13 protein-coding genes and 2 pseudogenes are annotated in these 15,746 nt (G+C 70.5%); 10 read left to right on the top strand and 5 right to left on the bottom strand.

What is annotated here, in order from left to right:
- On the bottom strand, positions 1–1,386 hold the full coding sequence (locus ACFYYH_RS03305; RefSeq protein ID WP_388545125.1) for an NAD(P)/FAD-dependent oxidoreductase: 1,386 nt from the start codon (positions 1,384–1,386) through the stop codon (positions 1–3).
- A gap of 294 nt (positions 1,387–1,680) precedes the next feature.
- On the opposite strand from ACFYYH_RS03305, the gene ACFYYH_RS03300 reads away from it, so the two are divergent.
- On the top strand, positions 1,681–2,226 hold the full coding sequence (locus ACFYYH_RS03300; protein ID WP_388545351.1) for a DUF5709 domain-containing protein: 546 nt from the start codon (positions 1,681–1,683) through the stop codon (positions 2,224–2,226).
- A 254-nt stretch (positions 2,227–2,480) separates the two neighbouring features.
- Here ACFYYH_RS03300 and ACFYYH_RS03295 read toward each other — a convergent pair whose 3' ends face one another.
- Both ACFYYH_RS03295 and ACFYYH_RS03290 read right to left on the bottom strand, forming a co-directional pair.
- Complete coding sequence (locus tag ACFYYH_RS03295; protein WP_388545122.1) at positions 2,481–3,011, bottom strand: ATP-binding protein; 531 nt, start codon at positions 3,009–3,011, stop codon at positions 2,481–2,483.
- A 262-nt stretch (positions 3,012–3,273) separates the two neighbouring features.
- Positions 3,274–3,642, bottom strand: a complete 369-nt coding sequence (locus ACFYYH_RS03290; protein ID WP_388545121.1) for a hypothetical protein — start codon at positions 3,640–3,642, stop codon at positions 3,274–3,276.
- A gap of 131 nt (positions 3,643–3,773) precedes the next feature.
- Here ACFYYH_RS03290 and ACFYYH_RS03285 point away from each other — a divergent pair, with 131 nt between their 5' ends.
- Positions 3,774–4,154: a VOC family protein gene (locus ACFYYH_RS03285; protein WP_388545118.1), complete on the top strand. Its 381-nt coding sequence runs from the start codon at positions 3,774–3,776 to the stop codon at positions 4,152–4,154.
- A 191-nt stretch (positions 4,155–4,345) separates the two neighbouring features.
- Here the strand turns inward: ACFYYH_RS03285 and ACFYYH_RS03280 are convergent, their stop codons facing one another.
- Positions 4,346–4,879 carry a type 1 glutamine amidotransferase domain-containing protein gene (locus ACFYYH_RS03280; protein ID WP_388545116.1) on the bottom strand — a complete coding sequence of 178 codons (534 nt, stop codon included), beginning with the start codon at positions 4,877–4,879 and terminating at the stop codon, positions 4,346–4,348.
- Positions 4,880–5,037: 158 nt separating this feature from the next.
- Positions 5,038–6,039: an amino acid ABC transporter permease gene (locus ACFYYH_RS03275; RefSeq protein ID WP_388545113.1), complete on the bottom strand. Its 1,002-nt coding sequence runs from the start codon at positions 6,037–6,039 to the stop codon at positions 5,038–5,040.
- A 765-nt stretch (positions 6,040–6,804) separates the two neighbouring features.
- Between ACFYYH_RS03275 and ACFYYH_RS03270 the strand changes: the two genes are divergently transcribed.
- The 8 genes and pseudogenes from ACFYYH_RS03270 to ACFYYH_RS03235 all read left to right on the top strand — a co-directional run.
- Complete coding sequence (locus tag ACFYYH_RS03270) at positions 6,805–7,938, top strand: LLM class flavin-dependent oxidoreductase (protein ID WP_388545111.1); 1,134 nt, start codon at positions 6,805–6,807, stop codon at positions 7,936–7,938.
- Positions 7,938–8,444, top strand: a pseudogene (locus ACFYYH_RS03265) (GNAT family N-acetyltransferase); the annotation flags it as partial. The gene ACFYYH_RS03270 and the pseudogene ACFYYH_RS03265, both read left to right, overlap by 1 nt.
- 262 nt (positions 8,445–8,706) lie before the next feature.
- On the top strand, positions 8,707–9,639 hold the full coding sequence (locus ACFYYH_RS03260; protein WP_388545350.1) for an ABC transporter substrate-binding protein: 933 nt from the start codon (positions 8,707–8,709) through the stop codon (positions 9,637–9,639).
- 16 nt (positions 9,640–9,655) lie between these two features.
- Entirely contained in the window at positions 9,656–10,699 is a 1,044-nt protein-coding gene (locus ACFYYH_RS03255; protein WP_388545108.1) for an amino acid ABC transporter permease, read from the top strand.
- A gap of 143 nt (positions 10,700–10,842) precedes the next feature.
- Positions 10,843–11,595, top strand: a complete 753-nt coding sequence (locus ACFYYH_RS03250) for an amino acid ABC transporter ATP-binding protein (RefSeq protein WP_388545347.1) — start codon at positions 10,843–10,845, stop codon at positions 11,593–11,595.
- Positions 11,596–11,758: 163 nt separating this feature from the next.
- A complete protein-coding gene (locus tag ACFYYH_RS03245) occupies positions 11,759–12,748 on the top strand; it encodes an ABC transporter substrate-binding protein (RefSeq protein ID WP_388545105.1) in 990 nt (329 codons plus the stop codon).
- A 665-nt stretch (positions 12,749–13,413) separates the two neighbouring features.
- The gene (locus tag ACFYYH_RS03240) at positions 13,414–15,294 is read left to right on the top strand and encodes an APC family permease (protein WP_388545345.1); all 1,881 of its coding nucleotides are present in this window, start codon (positions 13,414–13,416) and stop codon (positions 15,292–15,294) included.
- Positions 15,275–15,622: pseudogene (locus ACFYYH_RS03235) on the top strand (DUF6895 family protein); the annotation flags it as partial. The gene ACFYYH_RS03240 and the pseudogene ACFYYH_RS03235, both read left to right, overlap by 20 nt.
- Positions 15,623–15,746 lie beyond the last annotated feature (124 nt).

Below are 15,746 nucleotides of genomic sequence, written 5' to 3'. Positions count from 1 at the left end.
TCACTCCTCGCGAGATGTGCCGGACGTGCCTGAGGTGCCGGGCGTACTGGAGGTGCCGGACGTGCTGGAGGTGCCCGGCCCGCCGGGGACCCGCGCCAGCTCCGGCGACGACGATTCGAGCGGTACGGTCCAGGAGCGGACCAGACCGAGCTGTACGGCCTGACGCGGCAGCACGGAGTCGAGCAGCCAGTCGGCGGCGACGCGCACCCGGTTTCCCGGCATGGCCGCCAGGTGGTAGCCACGGGTGACGGCCCCCGCGAGCGGTCCGGACAGCGGCACCCCGAGCGGGTTGGCGGCGGCCTTGACACCGCCGAGGTCCACGACGAAACCCAAGTCGTGGTGACGGTACGGCTGCTGCTCCCCGTGGCCGAGGGTGGCGGCGACATTGCGGCCCGCCAGCCGGCCCTGCCTGCTGGCGTGCTGAGCCGTCATCGGGGTGAACTCGCCCGGCCTGGTGAGGTCCGGTACGGCCGCGGCGTCACCGCAGGCGAACACCTCCGGATGGCCCGGCACATTGAGCCGGGTGTCGACCAGCAGCCTGCCCCGTTCGACCGGCAGTCCGACCTGGGAGACCAGCGGATCGGGCCGTACCCCCACACACCACACCAGGGTGTGGGTCTCGACGAACTCGCCGTCGTCCAGCGTGATCCCCGTCGGTCCCGCCTCCTTGACGGAGGTACCGGTACGTACGTCCACGCCACGCTGCCGCAGCACCTTGTCCGCGGTGACCGACAGCCTGCGGTCCAGCTCGGGCAGGACGCGCGGGGCGATGTCGAGCAGCATCCAGCGGGGCTTGCGCTTGTGGCACCACGCGGGCTGTCCGCGGACCAGGGCGTCGGTGTAGAGCTGACCCTGGGCGGCGACCTCGGTGCCCGTGTAGCCCGCTCCGACCACGACGAACGTGCCCCGGGCCGCGCCCTCGCGCCGGTCGTCGGTGGCGGCGGCCAGCTCGATCTGACGGGTCACATGGTCCCGGAGGTACAGGGCCTCCGGCAGCCCGCGGAAGCCGTGCGCGTACTCCGCCACCCCCGGGACGGGGAGCAGTTTGTTGACGCTGCCCACGGCGAGAACGAGCCGGTCGTAGGTCAGCTCACCCCGTGCGCCCTCCGGACCCGTGTACGCGACACGCCGTGCTTCCAGGTCGACATGGTCGGCCTCGCCCAGGACGAGCCGTACGCGCGGCAGCGTCCCCGGGAGGGAGACGGTCACCCGGCGCGGCTCCAGAATGCCCGCGGCGACCTGGGGCAGGAGCGGGAGATAGAGGAAGTAGTCCGTGGGGTTCAGCAGAACCACTTCGGCGGTGTCCCGGACTCGTTTGGAGAGTGTGCGGGCGGCCTCGTAGCCGGCGAACCCGGCTCCGACGATGACGATGCGTTCTCGGCTCACGCTCGACTCCGTAGTGTGACATATCGGGTCGTACGGGTTGACTTGTCACGTGCCCGCCGACAGGGACGACAAACACCTCCGCTTCCCGGGAGCGCCGTGCGCGGCCCCGTGCACCCCACTCCCACAAGCGCGTTCACCTGCCGTTTGACACGGTCGTGAGAGGTGGGAAGGTGGACGCAGAGGGAGGAGCCGCCCCCTTCCCCGGCAGGAACTCCCCCGCACCGGCCGCACGGCCGGCCCGCAGGAGGCGAGGAGAACGACGTGAGCGGCGACAGCGGCGAAAGCGGCGAGGCCATGGGCGACGAGGTCTACCAGCCGGACGGCTCGGAGGTCATCGACGACGAGGGCATCCTCGACCCCGAGGACACGCTCCTCGACCGTGGCTCCGACCCCTTCGACGAGGGCTGGTCGCCGCCCGAGCGCCCGCTCGGCGTGGAGCACATGGGCACGACGGCCGCCGAGCAGCGGGCGGGCGAATCGCTGGACCAGCGGCTCGCCGAGGAGGTCCCCGATCTCTCCGTCCCCGTCGGTGACGGCATCGGTGATCTGCCGTACGGGGAGGGCGAGACGCTCGACGACGAGGTCGGCGACGACCGGTCCGGGCGGCTGGTGGCCCCGGACGAGGGCGCGCACGAGGACGCCGAGAAGGACATGATCGCCACCGATGTCGGCATCGACGGCGCGGCTGCTTCGGCGGAGGAGGCGGCGGTCCATCTCGTTCCCGATCCGGACGAGATGGATTTCGCGGACGAGATGGATTTCGCCCCCTATCCGGAGGAGAACGGACTTGAGGAGACCGGGCCGGAGGAGACCGGCCCGGAGGGGACCGGACCCGAGTGACCCGCGCGCCAGGCGCGCGGTCCTGTGCGCACGGCCCGGGGACACGGCGGCTCCACGTGAGGCCGTACAGCGGCGCGAGGAGGCCGTGCGGCGGGCGGACGAACGTCCGCCCGCCGCACGGCGATTCACCGGTACAGGCCGTTTCCCCGGCACAGGCCGTTTCCCCGGCGCGCGGCGATCGCCGCGCCCACGGCGTCCGCCCGGTGCGGGGCAGTCCCCGGACGCGCGGCGCTTGCGGGGCGTCCCGGTCGGGCTCACACCAGGGCGGGAACAGGAGAGGCCGGTACGAGGAGTACGGGAGGCACGGGAGGTACGGCCGGGACGGGGCCGTCCACCGGGACGGGTTCGCACCGCGCCGCGTCGAGCCCGGTGAGCGGTGGCCGGGGCGTACGCGGGACGTCCTGAGGACTTCGGACACTCCTGGTGAACCAGATGACCTTGCCCTCGGCCGTCGCACACGTCCCCCAACTGTCGCTCAGCGCGGCGACCCTGGCGAGACCGCCGCCCCCGGCCGTGAGCAGCCGTGGCATGCGGGGGCCGTTGTCCTCGACGGAGGCGGTGAGATAGCGGCCCGTCCAGCGCAGTTCGAGCACACAGCGGTTGTCGTCACCGACATGGCGGTGGACATTGGTCAGAAGTTCCTCGACACCTTTGCCGACGGGTATGACATGCAGGTCGAGCTTCCAGTGCCGCAGATGCGCGGCGACGATGCGCCGGAGTTGCGGAACACGTCCCGGAGAGGCGTGCAGTTCGACCGCGTAATGGCGGTCGGGTGGAACGGTCATGATCGAGGCTCCTCGCAGAGAGGCCCACGAGCTTCACCACGTTGTGACAACGACCCCCGAGTACGAAGCGTGAGCGACAGCCACTTCTGGGTCATCCTCAGGGTGGGGTGAGCCGTCCGGAACCGCAACACGAGGGCCGGTGGCGGGAAGGGCGTCGCAGCGCGTCACCGCGGGCCGGGCACGTCCCGGCGCCGCGGTCCTGAGCCGGCCCCGGCGCCCCGCGCACACGGGCTCCGGGCCGGGGCCCGGAGCCCGTGGCTCGCTACCTGCTCTCCAGCAGCACCTGGATCTCTTCCTCCTGGTCGCCGAAGGCCGTACCGACATCGTGGACGGTGAAGGCCGAGGCCAGCGTCCTGCGCAGGCTGTCCACCGCCGAGTATCCGCCCTGGAGGGTCGCCGTGACCGACGCCGTCAGCCGGGCGGGGCCCGGCTCCGTCCGCACATGGGAGGCGTCGAATGTCGCGATCCATACGGTGGGGCGCTCTCCGGCCACGTCCTGGGGGACGTCATCGGCCGCGCGGTCACACTCGAAGGCCGTGCCGAGCACGCCGAACACCGCCTCCGCGTCCTCCTTGACCCCGTCGGTGAGCGCCACGACGACCTCGTCCATGGGCTGGTCCGCAGTGTTCACGTGGATCGTTCCTCTCCGTGTCCGGTGTCCGGTCTCCACCCTCTCCCCCGCGGCCGGAGTGTGCGACCGGAGCGGGCGGGGTCGGGTGGGCGCCACGTGTGCGTGCCGTAACAGGGGGTAGGCGCGCCCACATGACCGTCACCAAGACCAGTGTGCTCGTTCTCGACAGCGCCGAACCTGTCGAACTCGCCGAGTTCTATACGACGTTCCTCAACGCGGAGAGCCGCATCGGCAAGGATCCGGACTTCGTGGAGATCGTCGGCCATGCCGGGGTCCATCTCGCGATCCGCCGTGATCATGGCCACGCTCCCGCCAGTTGGCCGCGCCCCGAAAGCTCCCAGCAGGCGCATCTGCGGATCCTGGTGGCCCGGGAGGAGATGGACGAGGCGGAGCGCGAGGCGATCAGCCTGGGCGCCCGGCCGCTGGACACCAAGGACAACGGGGGGCCGCGCGACACGCGGGTCTACTCGGATCCGGCCGGGCACTCCTTCACCCTGGCCGTCCTGCCCTGACAGCAGGGTGAAGGCGGTGGGGTGAAGGCGGTGGGGTGAAGGGCCGGTACGAGGCGATGGGGCGAAGGCCCGGTGCGAGGCGGTGCCCAGGACGGACACCGGCCGGGCCCGCAGGGCCTGAACAACGCCGGGCCCGTAGGGCCTGAACAACGGGGAAGCGCTCAGGCCCTACGGACCCTACGGAACAGCCCTCAGGCGCCGAATTCCTTGAGGAATGTCGCGCAGAAGGCGTTGAGGTCGTCCGGCTTCCGGCTGGTGATCAGGGTGCTCGGCGCGGAGGTGCAGACCTGGACCTGCTCGTCGACCCAGGTGGCGCCCGCGTTGCCGAGGTCGGTCCGCAGGCTCGGCCACGAGGTCAGTGTCCTGCCCCGCACCACGTCCGCCTCGATCAGCGTCCACGGGGCATGGCAGATCGCCGCCACCGGCTTGCCCGCGTCGAAGAAGCCCTTGATGAACGACACGGCCGCGGGGTCCGTCCGCAGCATGTCCGGATTGGCCACACCGCCGGGCAGCACCAGCGCGTCGTAGTCACCCGCGTCCGTCTCGGACACCGTGCGGTCGACGGGGAAGGTGTCCGCCTTGTCGAGATGGTTGAACGCCTGGATCTCACCCGGTGCCGTGGAGACCAGTACGCGCTCGCCGCCGGCGTCGCCCACGGCCTTCCACGGTTCGGTCAGTTCGACCTGCTCCACACCCTCGGGTGCCGCGAGGAATGCCACACGCATGCGATTCACGTCCTTTCCGTGCTGTCCTGCTCGTACTCGTACGGCTTCTCGTACAGCACTGCTCGTACCCCGGAAATTCTTCCCGATTTCCGGTGAGCGGGCGCGTCGAGCGATCGAGGACGGTCAGGGGCTGATCAAGGACGGCCGGGGGCGCGGACTCAGCGGAGTTTCGCGTCGGGGGCGGTCGCGGTACGGAGCCGTCCGGTCACGGCGGCGGCTCTGCCGCGCAGACGCTGGAGCGGCGTGGCCGGGAGCTCGCGGGCCGCGCCCCGGGCGTAGTACCGCTCGACATAGAACTGGCCGGCGGACAGCACACTGGTGACGACGATGTACCAGATGGTCGCGACCATCAGCAGCGGGATGACCTGGTAGGTGCGGTTGTAGATGAGCTGCACCGAGAACAGCAGGTCCTGTACGGCGAGCACACTGACGATGCTCGTCCCCTTCAGGGTGCCGATGAGCATATTGCCCGCGGTGGGAACGATGGAGCGCATCGCCTGCGGCACGATGACGCGGCGCAGCACCCGCCACCGGCTGAGCCCCAGGGCCTGGGCGGCCTCCGTCTGGCCGGCGTCCACCGAGAGGATCCCGCCGCGCACCACCTCCGCCGCGTAGGCCGCCTCGTGCAGGGTGAGGCCGATCAGCGCGGTGAGTCCGGCGCCGAAGAGGTTCACGGTCTTGAAGGTGAGGAACTCGGGGCCGAAGGGGATGCCGATGCCGAGCGTCGGATAGAGCGCGCCGATATTGAACCAGAAGAGGAGCTGCACCAGCAGCGGCGTGGATCTGAAGATCCATACGTATCCCCAACTGATGGTGCGCAGCACGGGGTTGGCGGAGAGCCGCATCACGGCGAACACCGTGCCGATGACGAAGCCGAGCACCATCACGGCCGCGGTCAGCCAGAGCGTGAGCAGCAGGCCGTCCAGCACGGCGGGCGTGGTGAAGTACTGGCCCACCACGCTCCACTGGAACCGCTGGTTGCGGATGACCGAGTTGACGACCATCGCGAGGACCAGCAGCGCGGCGGCGGCCGACAGCCACCGGCCGGGATGCCGGCGCGGCACGATCCGGGAGATCTCGTCGGCCCGCGGCGGCGTCAGATCGTCGCGTCTCGGCGGGGCCGCGTCCGGGACGCGGAGAACATCGGGAGATACAGACATGTGAGGGCTCCGGCGGAAGTGCGGTCGGCGGCGGTCGGTGTACCCCGGGGTGAGCCGGTCGTCATCACGCGCACCGTGTCCCTCAACACGGCTGGCCCGGTTGGGTGTTCACCTCGGGTGCCCCAGGGGGCCGAGGTGCGCACAGGAACCGGACACGCCTCGATCGTACGGGCGGGGGCCGCGCGTTTGTCAAGGCGCCCGGTGCCCGCCCACACTGCGAACACCGGTTGACTTAGATGAAAGTCCCGTGCTCAATTGGCTGCATGCAGAAGCAGCTGCCGTTGGTCATTCGCGGGCACATCGACTTCGGTCGCGTGTGGTCCGCCTCGTGTTGCGCCTGATCGCACCTGACCCGGCAGCGGGCCGCCCGACCGGCCCCTCCCTCCCTCGGTGACCCCGTCGTGGGCCAAGTTCCCCTTCCTCACCGGGCGCACGCTGCCGTCTTTCCCGACGTTCCACGTGCCACTCCGCTTCTTGCACTTCCGCTCTCCTGGTCTGTGCCTGATCCCCTCCTGCGTCTCTTCCTGACCTCTTCCTGACCCCTTCCTGTTTCTCCGGCTTTCCTCACCTTCCTCACCTTCCTCACCTTCCTCAGTTCTTGGTTCCGCCGTGGATCGCCGATCCGCTGTCCGCCGATCCATCGCTCCGTCGGTCCGTAGATCTGTCGATCCACCGAGCCGCCGTGGCCGCGGTCCGCCGAGGGTTCCTCCGGCATGCCCTCCGTCCGCGTACACCCGCTCTTCTCCGCCGTACGAAAGGTCCGTCATGCCTGTGGAGTTCCTCGGTATCGCCGCCACCCACGACGGGTCGGAGACGAATCCCCGCTCCGGCGCCGCGTTCGACAAGGAGTACACGCTCAAGCTGGCCCGCGCCCACGAGGACCACGGCTGGGACCGTGTGCTGTTCGCGTACGGTTCGGGCTCGCCCGATCCCGCTCCGGCCGCCGCGTTCATCGCCTCCCGTCTGGACAGGCTCCAGCTCCTGCTGGCGCACCGGCCGAATGTGTCGTACCCGACCTTCGCCGCCAAGACCTTCGCCACACTGGACCGGATCAGCGACGGGCGGCTCACCGTCCACTTCATCACCGGCGGCAACGACCACGAGCAGGGCCGCGAGGGCGACACCCTCACCAAGGACGGGCGTTACTCCCGTACGCGCGAGTACATCGAGATCGTCAAGCGGATCTGGACCACGCGGGAGGCGTTCGACCACGAGGGCGAGCACTACCGGTTCCATGACTTCGTCAGCGATGTCTTCCCGGTCCAGGAGCCCCGGCCGGATGTCTCGTTCGGCGGCTCCTCTCCGGCCGCGTACGAGGCGGGCGGCGCCGAGGCGGACATCTACTGCCTGTGGGGCGAGCCGCTGGAGAGGACCGCGGAACAGATCGAGGCGGTGAAGGCCGCCGCACGCGCGGCCGGCCGTACCACCCCGCCCCGTATCCAGGTGGCCTTCCGGCCGATCATCGCGCCGACCGAGGAACTCGCCTGGGAGAAGGCGCACCGGACGGTGGACAGGATCAAGACCCTCAGGGAGCGGGGCGGGGCGTCCCTGGTGCGCCATCACCGCCGGGGAGAGCCCGAGAACACCGGCTCGCAGCGGCTGATCGCGATCGCGGAGTCGGGCGAGCGCTTCGACCGGGCCCTGTGGACGCCGACCGCCGCGGCCACCGGGGGCGCGGGCAACTCCAACGCCCTGGTCGGGACGCCGGAGACGGTCGCGCAAGCCCTGCTCGACTACTACGACCTGGGTGTGGACATCATCTCCGCCCGCGGCTACGACCTGCTGGGCGACGCCATCGACTTCGGCCGTCATGTCATCCCGCTGGTGCGCGAAGAGGTCGCCAGGCGGGACGCCGAGCGGGCGGCGGCCGGCCCACGCGGCCTGGTCGAGGCCGGCTGATGACCTCCGTCGCCGAACCGGGCGGTCTGACCTGGGTGCAAACCGTCCTCTCCGACCCGCTGGTGCTGCCGATGCTGCGCGAGCTGGACCATGAGTACACCAGCCGCTACGGCCAGGCGGCGCACGGCGAGATGGCCCGCTTCCCGGCGGAGGAGTTCGCACCGCCGCACGGTGTCCTGGTGCTGTTGCTTGAGCACGGCGTGCCGGTCGCCGGCGGGGCGTTCCGCCGGTACGACGAGACCACGGCCGAGCTGAAGCGGATCTGGACCCACTCCGCCCACCGCCGGCGGGGGCTGGCGGTGCGGGTGGTCGGGGAGCTGGAGCGGATCGCCGCCGTACGGGGCTACCGCAGGATCCGTCTGACCACCGGGCCGCGTCAGCCCGAGGCCAGGGGGCTCTATCTGACGACCGGGTACACACCGCTGTTCGACACGAGCGCGGACCCGGAGACCATCGGCCTGCACTCGTTCGAGAAGCGTCTGACCGACCGTCCCGGCGGCCCGCCCGCCGGACGTCCCGCCGACCGGTCCGCCGGCCGCCCCGCGGCCTCCACCCTCACGACTGTCCCCGCCGGCACGGCTGTCTCCACCGACACAGCCGTCTCCAACGGCACAGCTGAATCCACCGAAGGAAAGGTATGAGCCCGTGCGCACCCTGATCCCGGGCCGTCTCCGGCCCGTGCGCCGCGACCGGCCCGTACACCCCCGGGTGGACTCCTCCGTACGCCGACGGGAGGGCGGTCCCGCGCTCCGTGGCACCGCCCGGTCCGTGCGCGGCCGGCTGTCGGCCGCCGTCCTGGCGGCTCTGCTCCTACCGGTCCTGGCGGGCTGCGGCGCGGACGCGCCGTCCGGTCCCGCGGCGGCGGGCGCCGCGTCGCCCGCGCCGTCGGACGATGTCACCGCGTCGCTGAAGAAGAACCCCGCGCTGGCGGAGCTGCTCCCCGAGGACGTCCGCGCGCAGGGGACGCTGCGGATCGCCTCCTATGTGGGGGCGCCGCCCAGCGCGTACTTCCCCGACACGTCCAGCCGGCGGCCGGCGGGTCTCGACATCGACATCGCCGAAGGCGTCGGCAAGCTCCTGGGGCTGCGGCTGGAGCGGCAGGACGCCAGTTTCGAGGCGATCCTGCCCGCGCTCAGCAGCGGCAAGTACGACGTGGGCACCGGGAACTTCGGTGTCACCGACGAGCGCCGCAAGACCCTCGACTTCGTCACCTACATCAATGACGGCCAGGGGTTCGCCGTCCGCAAGGACGACACCAGCCTCGGCAAGGTGACCCGGCTCGACCAGCTCTGCGGCAAGGCCGTGGGCACGTCGGCGGGCACGACCTTCGAGGCGACGCTGAACTCGCAGAAGAGTGTCTGCGCGGACGCGGGCAAGAAGCCGTACACGGTGCAGGTGTTCTCCGACAACGGCGCCATCCTGACCAGTCTTCAGCAGGGCCGGATCGATGTCGTGATGTCGACCATCAACGGTCTGCGCTACCAGGCCTCGCAGCCGGCGGCCGGGGTCACGTTCCTGGGCGAGTTCCACCGGCTCGACGTCGGTTTCGCCTTCGCGAAGGGCTCCCCGCTGCTCAAGGCCTTCCAGGGTGCTGTCAACGAGCTGATCGACAACGGCACGTACGGCCGGATTCTCACCAAGTGGGGGACGCAGGACTCCGCCATCGAGGAGTCCCTCATCAGTCCGCCCGAGACGAAGTAACCGGCAGGAGCCCCCGATGGACACAGCAACCGGCACCGACGCGGACAGACCCGCCGTGCCGTCACCGCCCTCCGCAGCACCGTCCGACGCCCCGCCGTCGTCGTCCGCCCCCTCGGCGAAGGCGGCACCGGCACCGAGCGAGGCCGAACTCGCCGCGCTCAAGGTCGTGCCCGCGCGCCACTACTGGCGCTGGGTGGCCGGTGCGGCCGCACTGGTCGTCGTCGCCCAGTTCCTCCACGGTCTGGTCACCAACCCGGGCTGGGACTGGGACACCTTCTTCCTCTATCTCTCCACCGACAGCGTCCTGAATGCCGTCTGGGTGACCCTCCAGCTCACCGCGTACGGCACCGCGCTGGGCTTCGCCCTCGGTGTCGTCCTCGCCTTCATGCGGCTGTCGCGCAGTGTGATCCTCCAGACGGTCGCCTGGACCTATATCTGGGCCTTCCGCTCGATCCCGCTCATCGTCCAGCTCCTGTTCTGGTTCAACCTGGCCTATCTCTACCAGGAGTTGGGGGTCGGCATCCCCTTCGGTCCGGTGCTGTGGAGCTTCGAGACCATGAACCTGGTCGGCGCGATGTCGGCCGCCGTCATCGGTCTGGCACTGCATCAGGCCGCCTATGCCGCCGAGATCGTGCGCGGCGGGATCATCTCCGTCGACGGCGGGCAGCTCGAAGCCGCGGCGGCGCTGGGTATCCCGCGGCTGCGGCAGATACGCCGGATCCTGCTGCCCCAGGCGATGCGGGGCATCCTGCCGAACGCCGCCAACGAGGTGATCTCCCTCTTCAAGGGCACCTCGATCGTCTCCGTGATGGCGATCGGCGAGCTGTTCTACCAGGTTCAGGTGATCTACGGCCGTAACGGCCGGGTCGTACCACTGCTGATGGTCGCCACCGCCTGGTACATCCTGCTCACGACTCTGCTGTCCATCGCCCAGTACTACGTGGAGCGGCACTTCGCGCGCGGGGCCGAGCGCACTCCTGTGCCCACCCCGTTCCAACGAGCCAGGAGCTTCACCCGCAGAGTGCGGGCCGCTGCCGCCACCGGAGGTTTCCCGCGATGAGTACCGACAGCGCCGCCGGCACCGCCCCCGGTGACAACACCCCGGACAAGGGCGCGCACACGGACACGAAGACGGCCGGGGACACGGACACCCTCACCGACGCGGGCACGGGCACCGGCACCGGCACCGGCACCGGCGGTCTGATGGTCGATGTGCGGGGCGTGCACAAGAACTTCGGCACGCTGGAGGTGCTGCGCGGGGTCGACCTCCAGGTCCGCACCGGCGAGGTCACCGTCGTGCTCGGCCCCTCGGGGTCGGGGAAGTCGACCCTGCTGCGCAGCATCAACCACCTCGAAAAGCTCAACCGGGGATACATCAGCATCGACGGCGAGCTGATCGGCTACCGCCGCTCCGGCTCCCGGCTCCATGAGCTCAAGGAGAGGGAGGTGCTGAAGCAGCGGCTCCATATCGGGTTCGTCTTCCAGAACTTCAATCTCTTCCCGCATCTCACCGTGGTCGAGAACATCATCGAGGCCCCCGTCTCCGCGCTGCGCCGCCCGCGCAGGGTCGCCGTCGAACAGGCGGAACGGCTGCTGGAGCGGGTGGGCCTCGCCGACAAGGCCACCGCCTATCCCCGGCAGCTCTCCGGCGGTCAGCAGCAGCGCGTGGCCATCGCCCGCGCGCTCGCGCTGGAGCCCAAGGTGCTGCTCTTCGACGAGCCCACCTCCGCGCTCGACCCCGAACTGGTGGGCGAGGTCCTCGATGTCATCAAGGATCTGGCCCGCTCGGGCACCACCATGATCGTCGTCACCCATGAGATCGGCTTCGCCCGTGAGGTCGCCGACACCGTCGTCTTCATGGACGAAGGGGTGATCGTCGAGCAGGGTCCGCCGGCCGAGGTTCTCGACCGGCCGCGCCACGAACGGACCAAGGCGTTCCTCTCCAAGGTGCTGTGACGCCGTCCGTCCCTGTCTCTGTCCCTGTCCCCGTCCCGCGTCCCCCGTCGCTCACGCCACTGCCACTGCCACTGCCACTGCCCAACACTCCCCCACGTTCCTCTCCCCCCGTCACCGGCCCATGCCGTTCCATCGACCCGTCTTTTCCACCGAGGAGTCCTCCGTGCCGTCCAGACCTGTCCTCCGTACCACCGCCGCCCTGCTCGGCCTTGTCGCCACGCTCTCCCTCTCCGCCTGCGGCAACTCCGCCGACGACGCCACCGGTCAGGTGGCGGCCAAGGGCGAGGGCAAGGACGGTCTGAAGATCGACCTCAGCCCCGACCAGAAGCGGATCAGCACGGGCAAGGTGGACTCCATCGCCGCGCTCGTCCCCGCGGCGATCCGCGAGCGCGGCACCCTGGAGATCGTCAACTCCGCCGGGTCCGTACCGCCGTTGGTCTTCTACGCCACCGACGACAAGACGGTGATCGGGGTGGAGACCGATATCGCGTCGCTGGTCACGGACGTACTGGGGCTGAAGCCCAGCTATCACACGGTCGACTGGGCCAATATCTTCGTCGGCCTCGACAGCGGCAAGTACGACGTGGGCTTCGGCAACATCACCGTCACCGAGGAGCGCAAGGAGAAGTACGACTTCGCCACCTACCGCCTCGACAATCTCGCGTTCGAGGCGAAGAAGGGCGGCGACTGGAAGGTCGCGGCGCCCAAGGACGTGGCGGGCAAGACCATCGGCGTGGGCTCCGGCACCAACCAGGAGAAACTGCTGGTCGACTGGAGCAAGCAGAACGTGGAGAACGGTCTGAAGGCGACGGACATCAAGTACTACCAGAACGCGAGCGACTACTACCTCGCCCTGGGCTCCGGACGCCTCGACGCCTATCTCGGGCCCAACCCCGTCGCCGCGTACCACGCCGCCTCCACCGGGGAGACCGAGATCATCGGTACCTACTCGGGCGGCGGCGCCGATGTCCAGGGCAAGATCGCGGCGACCACCAAGAAGGACAACGGCCTGGTCAAGGCCCTCCACGAGGCGCTCGCCACCGTGATCGAGAACGGCTCGTACGAGAAGGTGCTGGCCCGCTGGGGACTGTCGAACGAGGCCGTGACCTCCTCCGAGCTGAACCCCCCGGGGCTGCCGAAGACCGCGTCCTAGAACGCGCGAAAGCCCGGGACCTCCGCCGGCCGCTCCAGCGGTGAGCCCGCGGTCGCGTCCCGCCCCGGCCGGATGACCGGAAGGCCAGAGGCCGGCCGAGAAGCCGGCCCCGTCGGGGCCAGGGGGGAGGGCGGGGGCCGCTGGGGCGCGGCGGCCCCCGCCGGCTCCCCCGCCCGCCGTACCCCCGAACGGGTTGTCGGCGTTCCCGCGCGGGCGCCGGCCGCCGTGGGAGAGACGGTCGGCGCGCTCAGCCGATGAGACTCGCGGATGTGACGGATACCCAGGGAGAAGACGGTCGGCGGGGGCGGGAACCGGAGGACAGCGCGGGGACGCCCACACCCGTCATCGTGGAGAAGCTGGACGCGGAACAGGCCATGGTGCTGCGTCAGGTGGGCCGTGAGTGGGCGCGGGTGTCCGCCGTCCCCGAGGCATGGCGGGCGGCGCTGCCCGTGGACCCCGACATCGGCCGCTATCCCGAGCCCGCGCAGATCGTGCCGCCGCGCTTCGGCCGGATCGTACAGGTGCCTCCTCTCGGCGGGCTGCCGGCCGAGCCGGACGGCAGGGCGACGGTGGAGACCCAGGCGGAGCCCGGCGGTCCCGGCCCGCGCATCCGGCGCGCGATCCTGGGGGCGCCGCTGAGGAGCACGGCGATCGCCCGGGAGCGGATGCGCAAGATCGTGGCACTGCCCGTCCTCTCGGCGGACGCGCTGTCGTCGGTCGCGTACGGTCCCGAGGCGCTGCTCGCCGTGCTGGTGCTGGCCGGTACCGCCGGACTCGCCTACTCGCTGCCGGTGGCGGGGGCGATCGTCTTTCTGATGCTGGCGGTGGGACTGTCGTACCGTCAGACGATCCGCGCGTATCCGCGCGGCGGCGGGTCGTACATCGTCGCGACGGACAATCTCGGCCGCGTGCCGGGGCTGATGGCCGCGGCCGGTCTGATGACGGACTACGTCCTCACGGTCGCCGTCTCGATCTCCTCCGGGATGGCGGCGGTCACCTCGGCGCTCCCCGGGCTGTCGGACGAGGTGGTGCCGATCGGCCTGCTGGTGATCGCCCTGCTGCTCGCCGGGAATCTACGGGGTGTCAAACAGGCCGGCGCGCTGTTCGCCGCGCCCACCTACGCGTTCATCATCGCGGTGCTCTCGCTCGTGGTGGCGGGGCTGTACGACGCGGCGGGGCGCGACTTCCAGCCCGTCCCGGCGCCGGCGCCGCATGTGGTCGAGGGGGTCGGTCTGCTGCTGGTGATGCGGGCGTTCGCCTCCGGGTCGACGGCGATGACCGGCATCGAGGCGATCTCCAACGCGGTGCCGGCCTTCGAGCCCGTCGCCTGGCGCAACGCGCGCACGACGCTGTCCTGGATGATCGGCCTGCTCATCACCCTGTTCGCCGGCACGATCGCGGTGGTCCATCTGACGGGTGTGGTGCCCGAGCGGAACGAGACCGTCCTGTCCCAGCTCGCCCATCACAGCTTCGGCTCCGGCGGCATGTACATCTTCATCCAGGCGGCCACGGCCCTGGTGCTGCTGCTCGCGGCGAACACCGCGTACAACGACTTCCCCCGCGTGCTGTACCTGCTGGCCCGTGACAACCACGCGCCGAGGATCTTTCTGCGGCTGGGTGACCGGCTGGCGTTCAGCAACGGCATCATCCTGCTCTCCGTGGCGGCGGCCGTGATCTTTGTCGCCTTCGAGGGCAGAACCGCGTCTCTCATTCCGCTGTACGCCGTCGGGGTCTTTCTCGCCTTCACCCTGTCGCAGTGCGGCATGGTGGTCCACTGGTGGCGCGGGCGTGAGCGGCACTGGCGCAAGAGCCTCGCCTTCAACGCGACGGGGGCCCTGCTCTCGGCCGTCGTCTTCGTCACCGCGGGCATCACCAAATTCACCCAGGGGGCATGGCTCGCCATTCTCACGGTCGTGCTGTTCCTGCTGGTGACGACCAGGATCCGGCGCCACTACGACCGGCTGCACCAGGCGCTGCGGCTGCACTCCGAGATGATCGAGATCCCGGGACGCGCGCTCCCGCCGCGGCCGGAGGACTGCGTACCGAAACAGGTGCCGGAGAAGGCCGAGGGCGCGTCGGCGCGGGAGCTGTCCCGCGGACCGCGGGAGGTGGAGAGGGAGGAGACGCCCGACGAGATCCTGCATCTGTCCGTCGTCCTGGTGGACGCGCTGCACCAGGCGAGCATGCGCGCGCTGGCCTACGCCGCCTCCCTCCAGCAGCCCGTTCTGGCCCTGCATGTCAGTCCGAGCGACGAGGACGCCGAGCGGTTCCGCGAGGGATGGCTCATGTGGGGCGACCATCTCCCCCTGCGGATCGTCCTCTCCCCCTATCGGGCCATCGTGACGCCGTTGATCAGCTACATCGAGCAGCTCCACCATCAGCGTCCGGATCTGACCATCACGGTGATCCTCCCGGAGATCGTCGTACGGCACTGGTGGCACCGGCTGCTCCAGAGCCCGCTCGCCGGGCGGCTGCGCCGGGCGCTGCGGCCGCTGCCGAAGATCGTGGTGACGACGATCCCCTTCCATGTGGATGACGCGGTATAGGCCGGACGCGGTAGAGACCGGACGCGGTACAGGCCGGACGCGCGCCGGTGCGCGGGCCTTCCGGAGTCCTCACCGGGACGGCCCGTTGCCTCGGCGACCGGCTGCCCGTCCGGACCGGCGTCCGGGCCGGGATCGCCGGGTGGGATCCGGTGGCCGCGCTTATGATCATCGGGAGTCCGCTGCCGTTCCGTACCGCGACCCGACGGACCGGGAGCGACTGGCCCGTCCTCAGCACGAGGACGGGCTCATGCCCCGCGACGGACACCCCGTCGGCGGGGATCCCGGCGAACGCTTCGTGGCGCACCACCACACCACTGTGGTCGCCGCGGTCGCCGGTGCGCTCGCCCTCTCCCGCACCCTTGGCACCCGTCCAGGACATCGAGAGCGGGAGCGGGAGCGGCGGGAACGGCATGCGCGGCGGCCCCAGGGACCCGCATCGGACGCGGCCTCGT

The organism is Streptomyces sp. NPDC002018 (assembly GCF_042890865.1).
Taxonomy (GTDB): Bacteria; Actinomycetota; Actinomycetes; order Streptomycetales; family Streptomycetaceae; genus Streptomyces.
This window is presented reverse-complemented; position numbering and strand designations above follow the sequence as displayed.

Excerpts from the sequence above, each read along its gene's own strand:
- ACFYYH_RS03300 (WP_388545351.1), top strand. The coding sequence starts at position 1,681 with ATGGGCGACGAGGTCTACCAGCCGGACGGCTCGGAGGTCATCGACGAC.
- ACFYYH_RS03295 (WP_388545122.1), bottom strand. The coding sequence starts at position 3,011 with ATGACCGTTCCACCCGACCGCCATTACGCGGTCGAACTGCACGCCTCT.
- ACFYYH_RS03285 (WP_388545118.1), top strand. The coding sequence starts at position 3,774 with ATGACCGTCACCAAGACCAGTGTGCTCGTTCTCGACAGCGCCGAACCT.
- ACFYYH_RS03280 (WP_388545116.1), bottom strand. The coding sequence starts at position 4,879 with ATGCGTGTGGCATTCCTCGCGGCACCCGAGGGTGTGGAGCAGGTCGAA.
- ACFYYH_RS03275 (WP_388545113.1), bottom strand. The coding sequence starts at position 6,039 with ATGTCTGTATCTCCCGATGTTCTCCGCGTCCCGGACGCGGCCCCGCCG.
- ACFYYH_RS03270 (WP_388545111.1), top strand. The coding sequence starts at position 6,805 with ATGCCTGTGGAGTTCCTCGGTATCGCCGCCACCCACGACGGGTCGGAG.
- ACFYYH_RS03255 (WP_388545108.1), top strand. The coding sequence starts at position 9,656 with ATGGACACAGCAACCGGCACCGACGCGGACAGACCCGCCGTGCCGTCA.
- ACFYYH_RS03250 (WP_388545347.1), top strand. The coding sequence starts at position 10,843 with ATGGTCGATGTGCGGGGCGTGCACAAGAACTTCGGCACGCTGGAGGTG.
- ACFYYH_RS03240 (WP_388545345.1), top strand. The coding sequence starts at position 13,414 with ATGCGCAAGATCGTGGCACTGCCCGTCCTCTCGGCGGACGCGCTGTCG.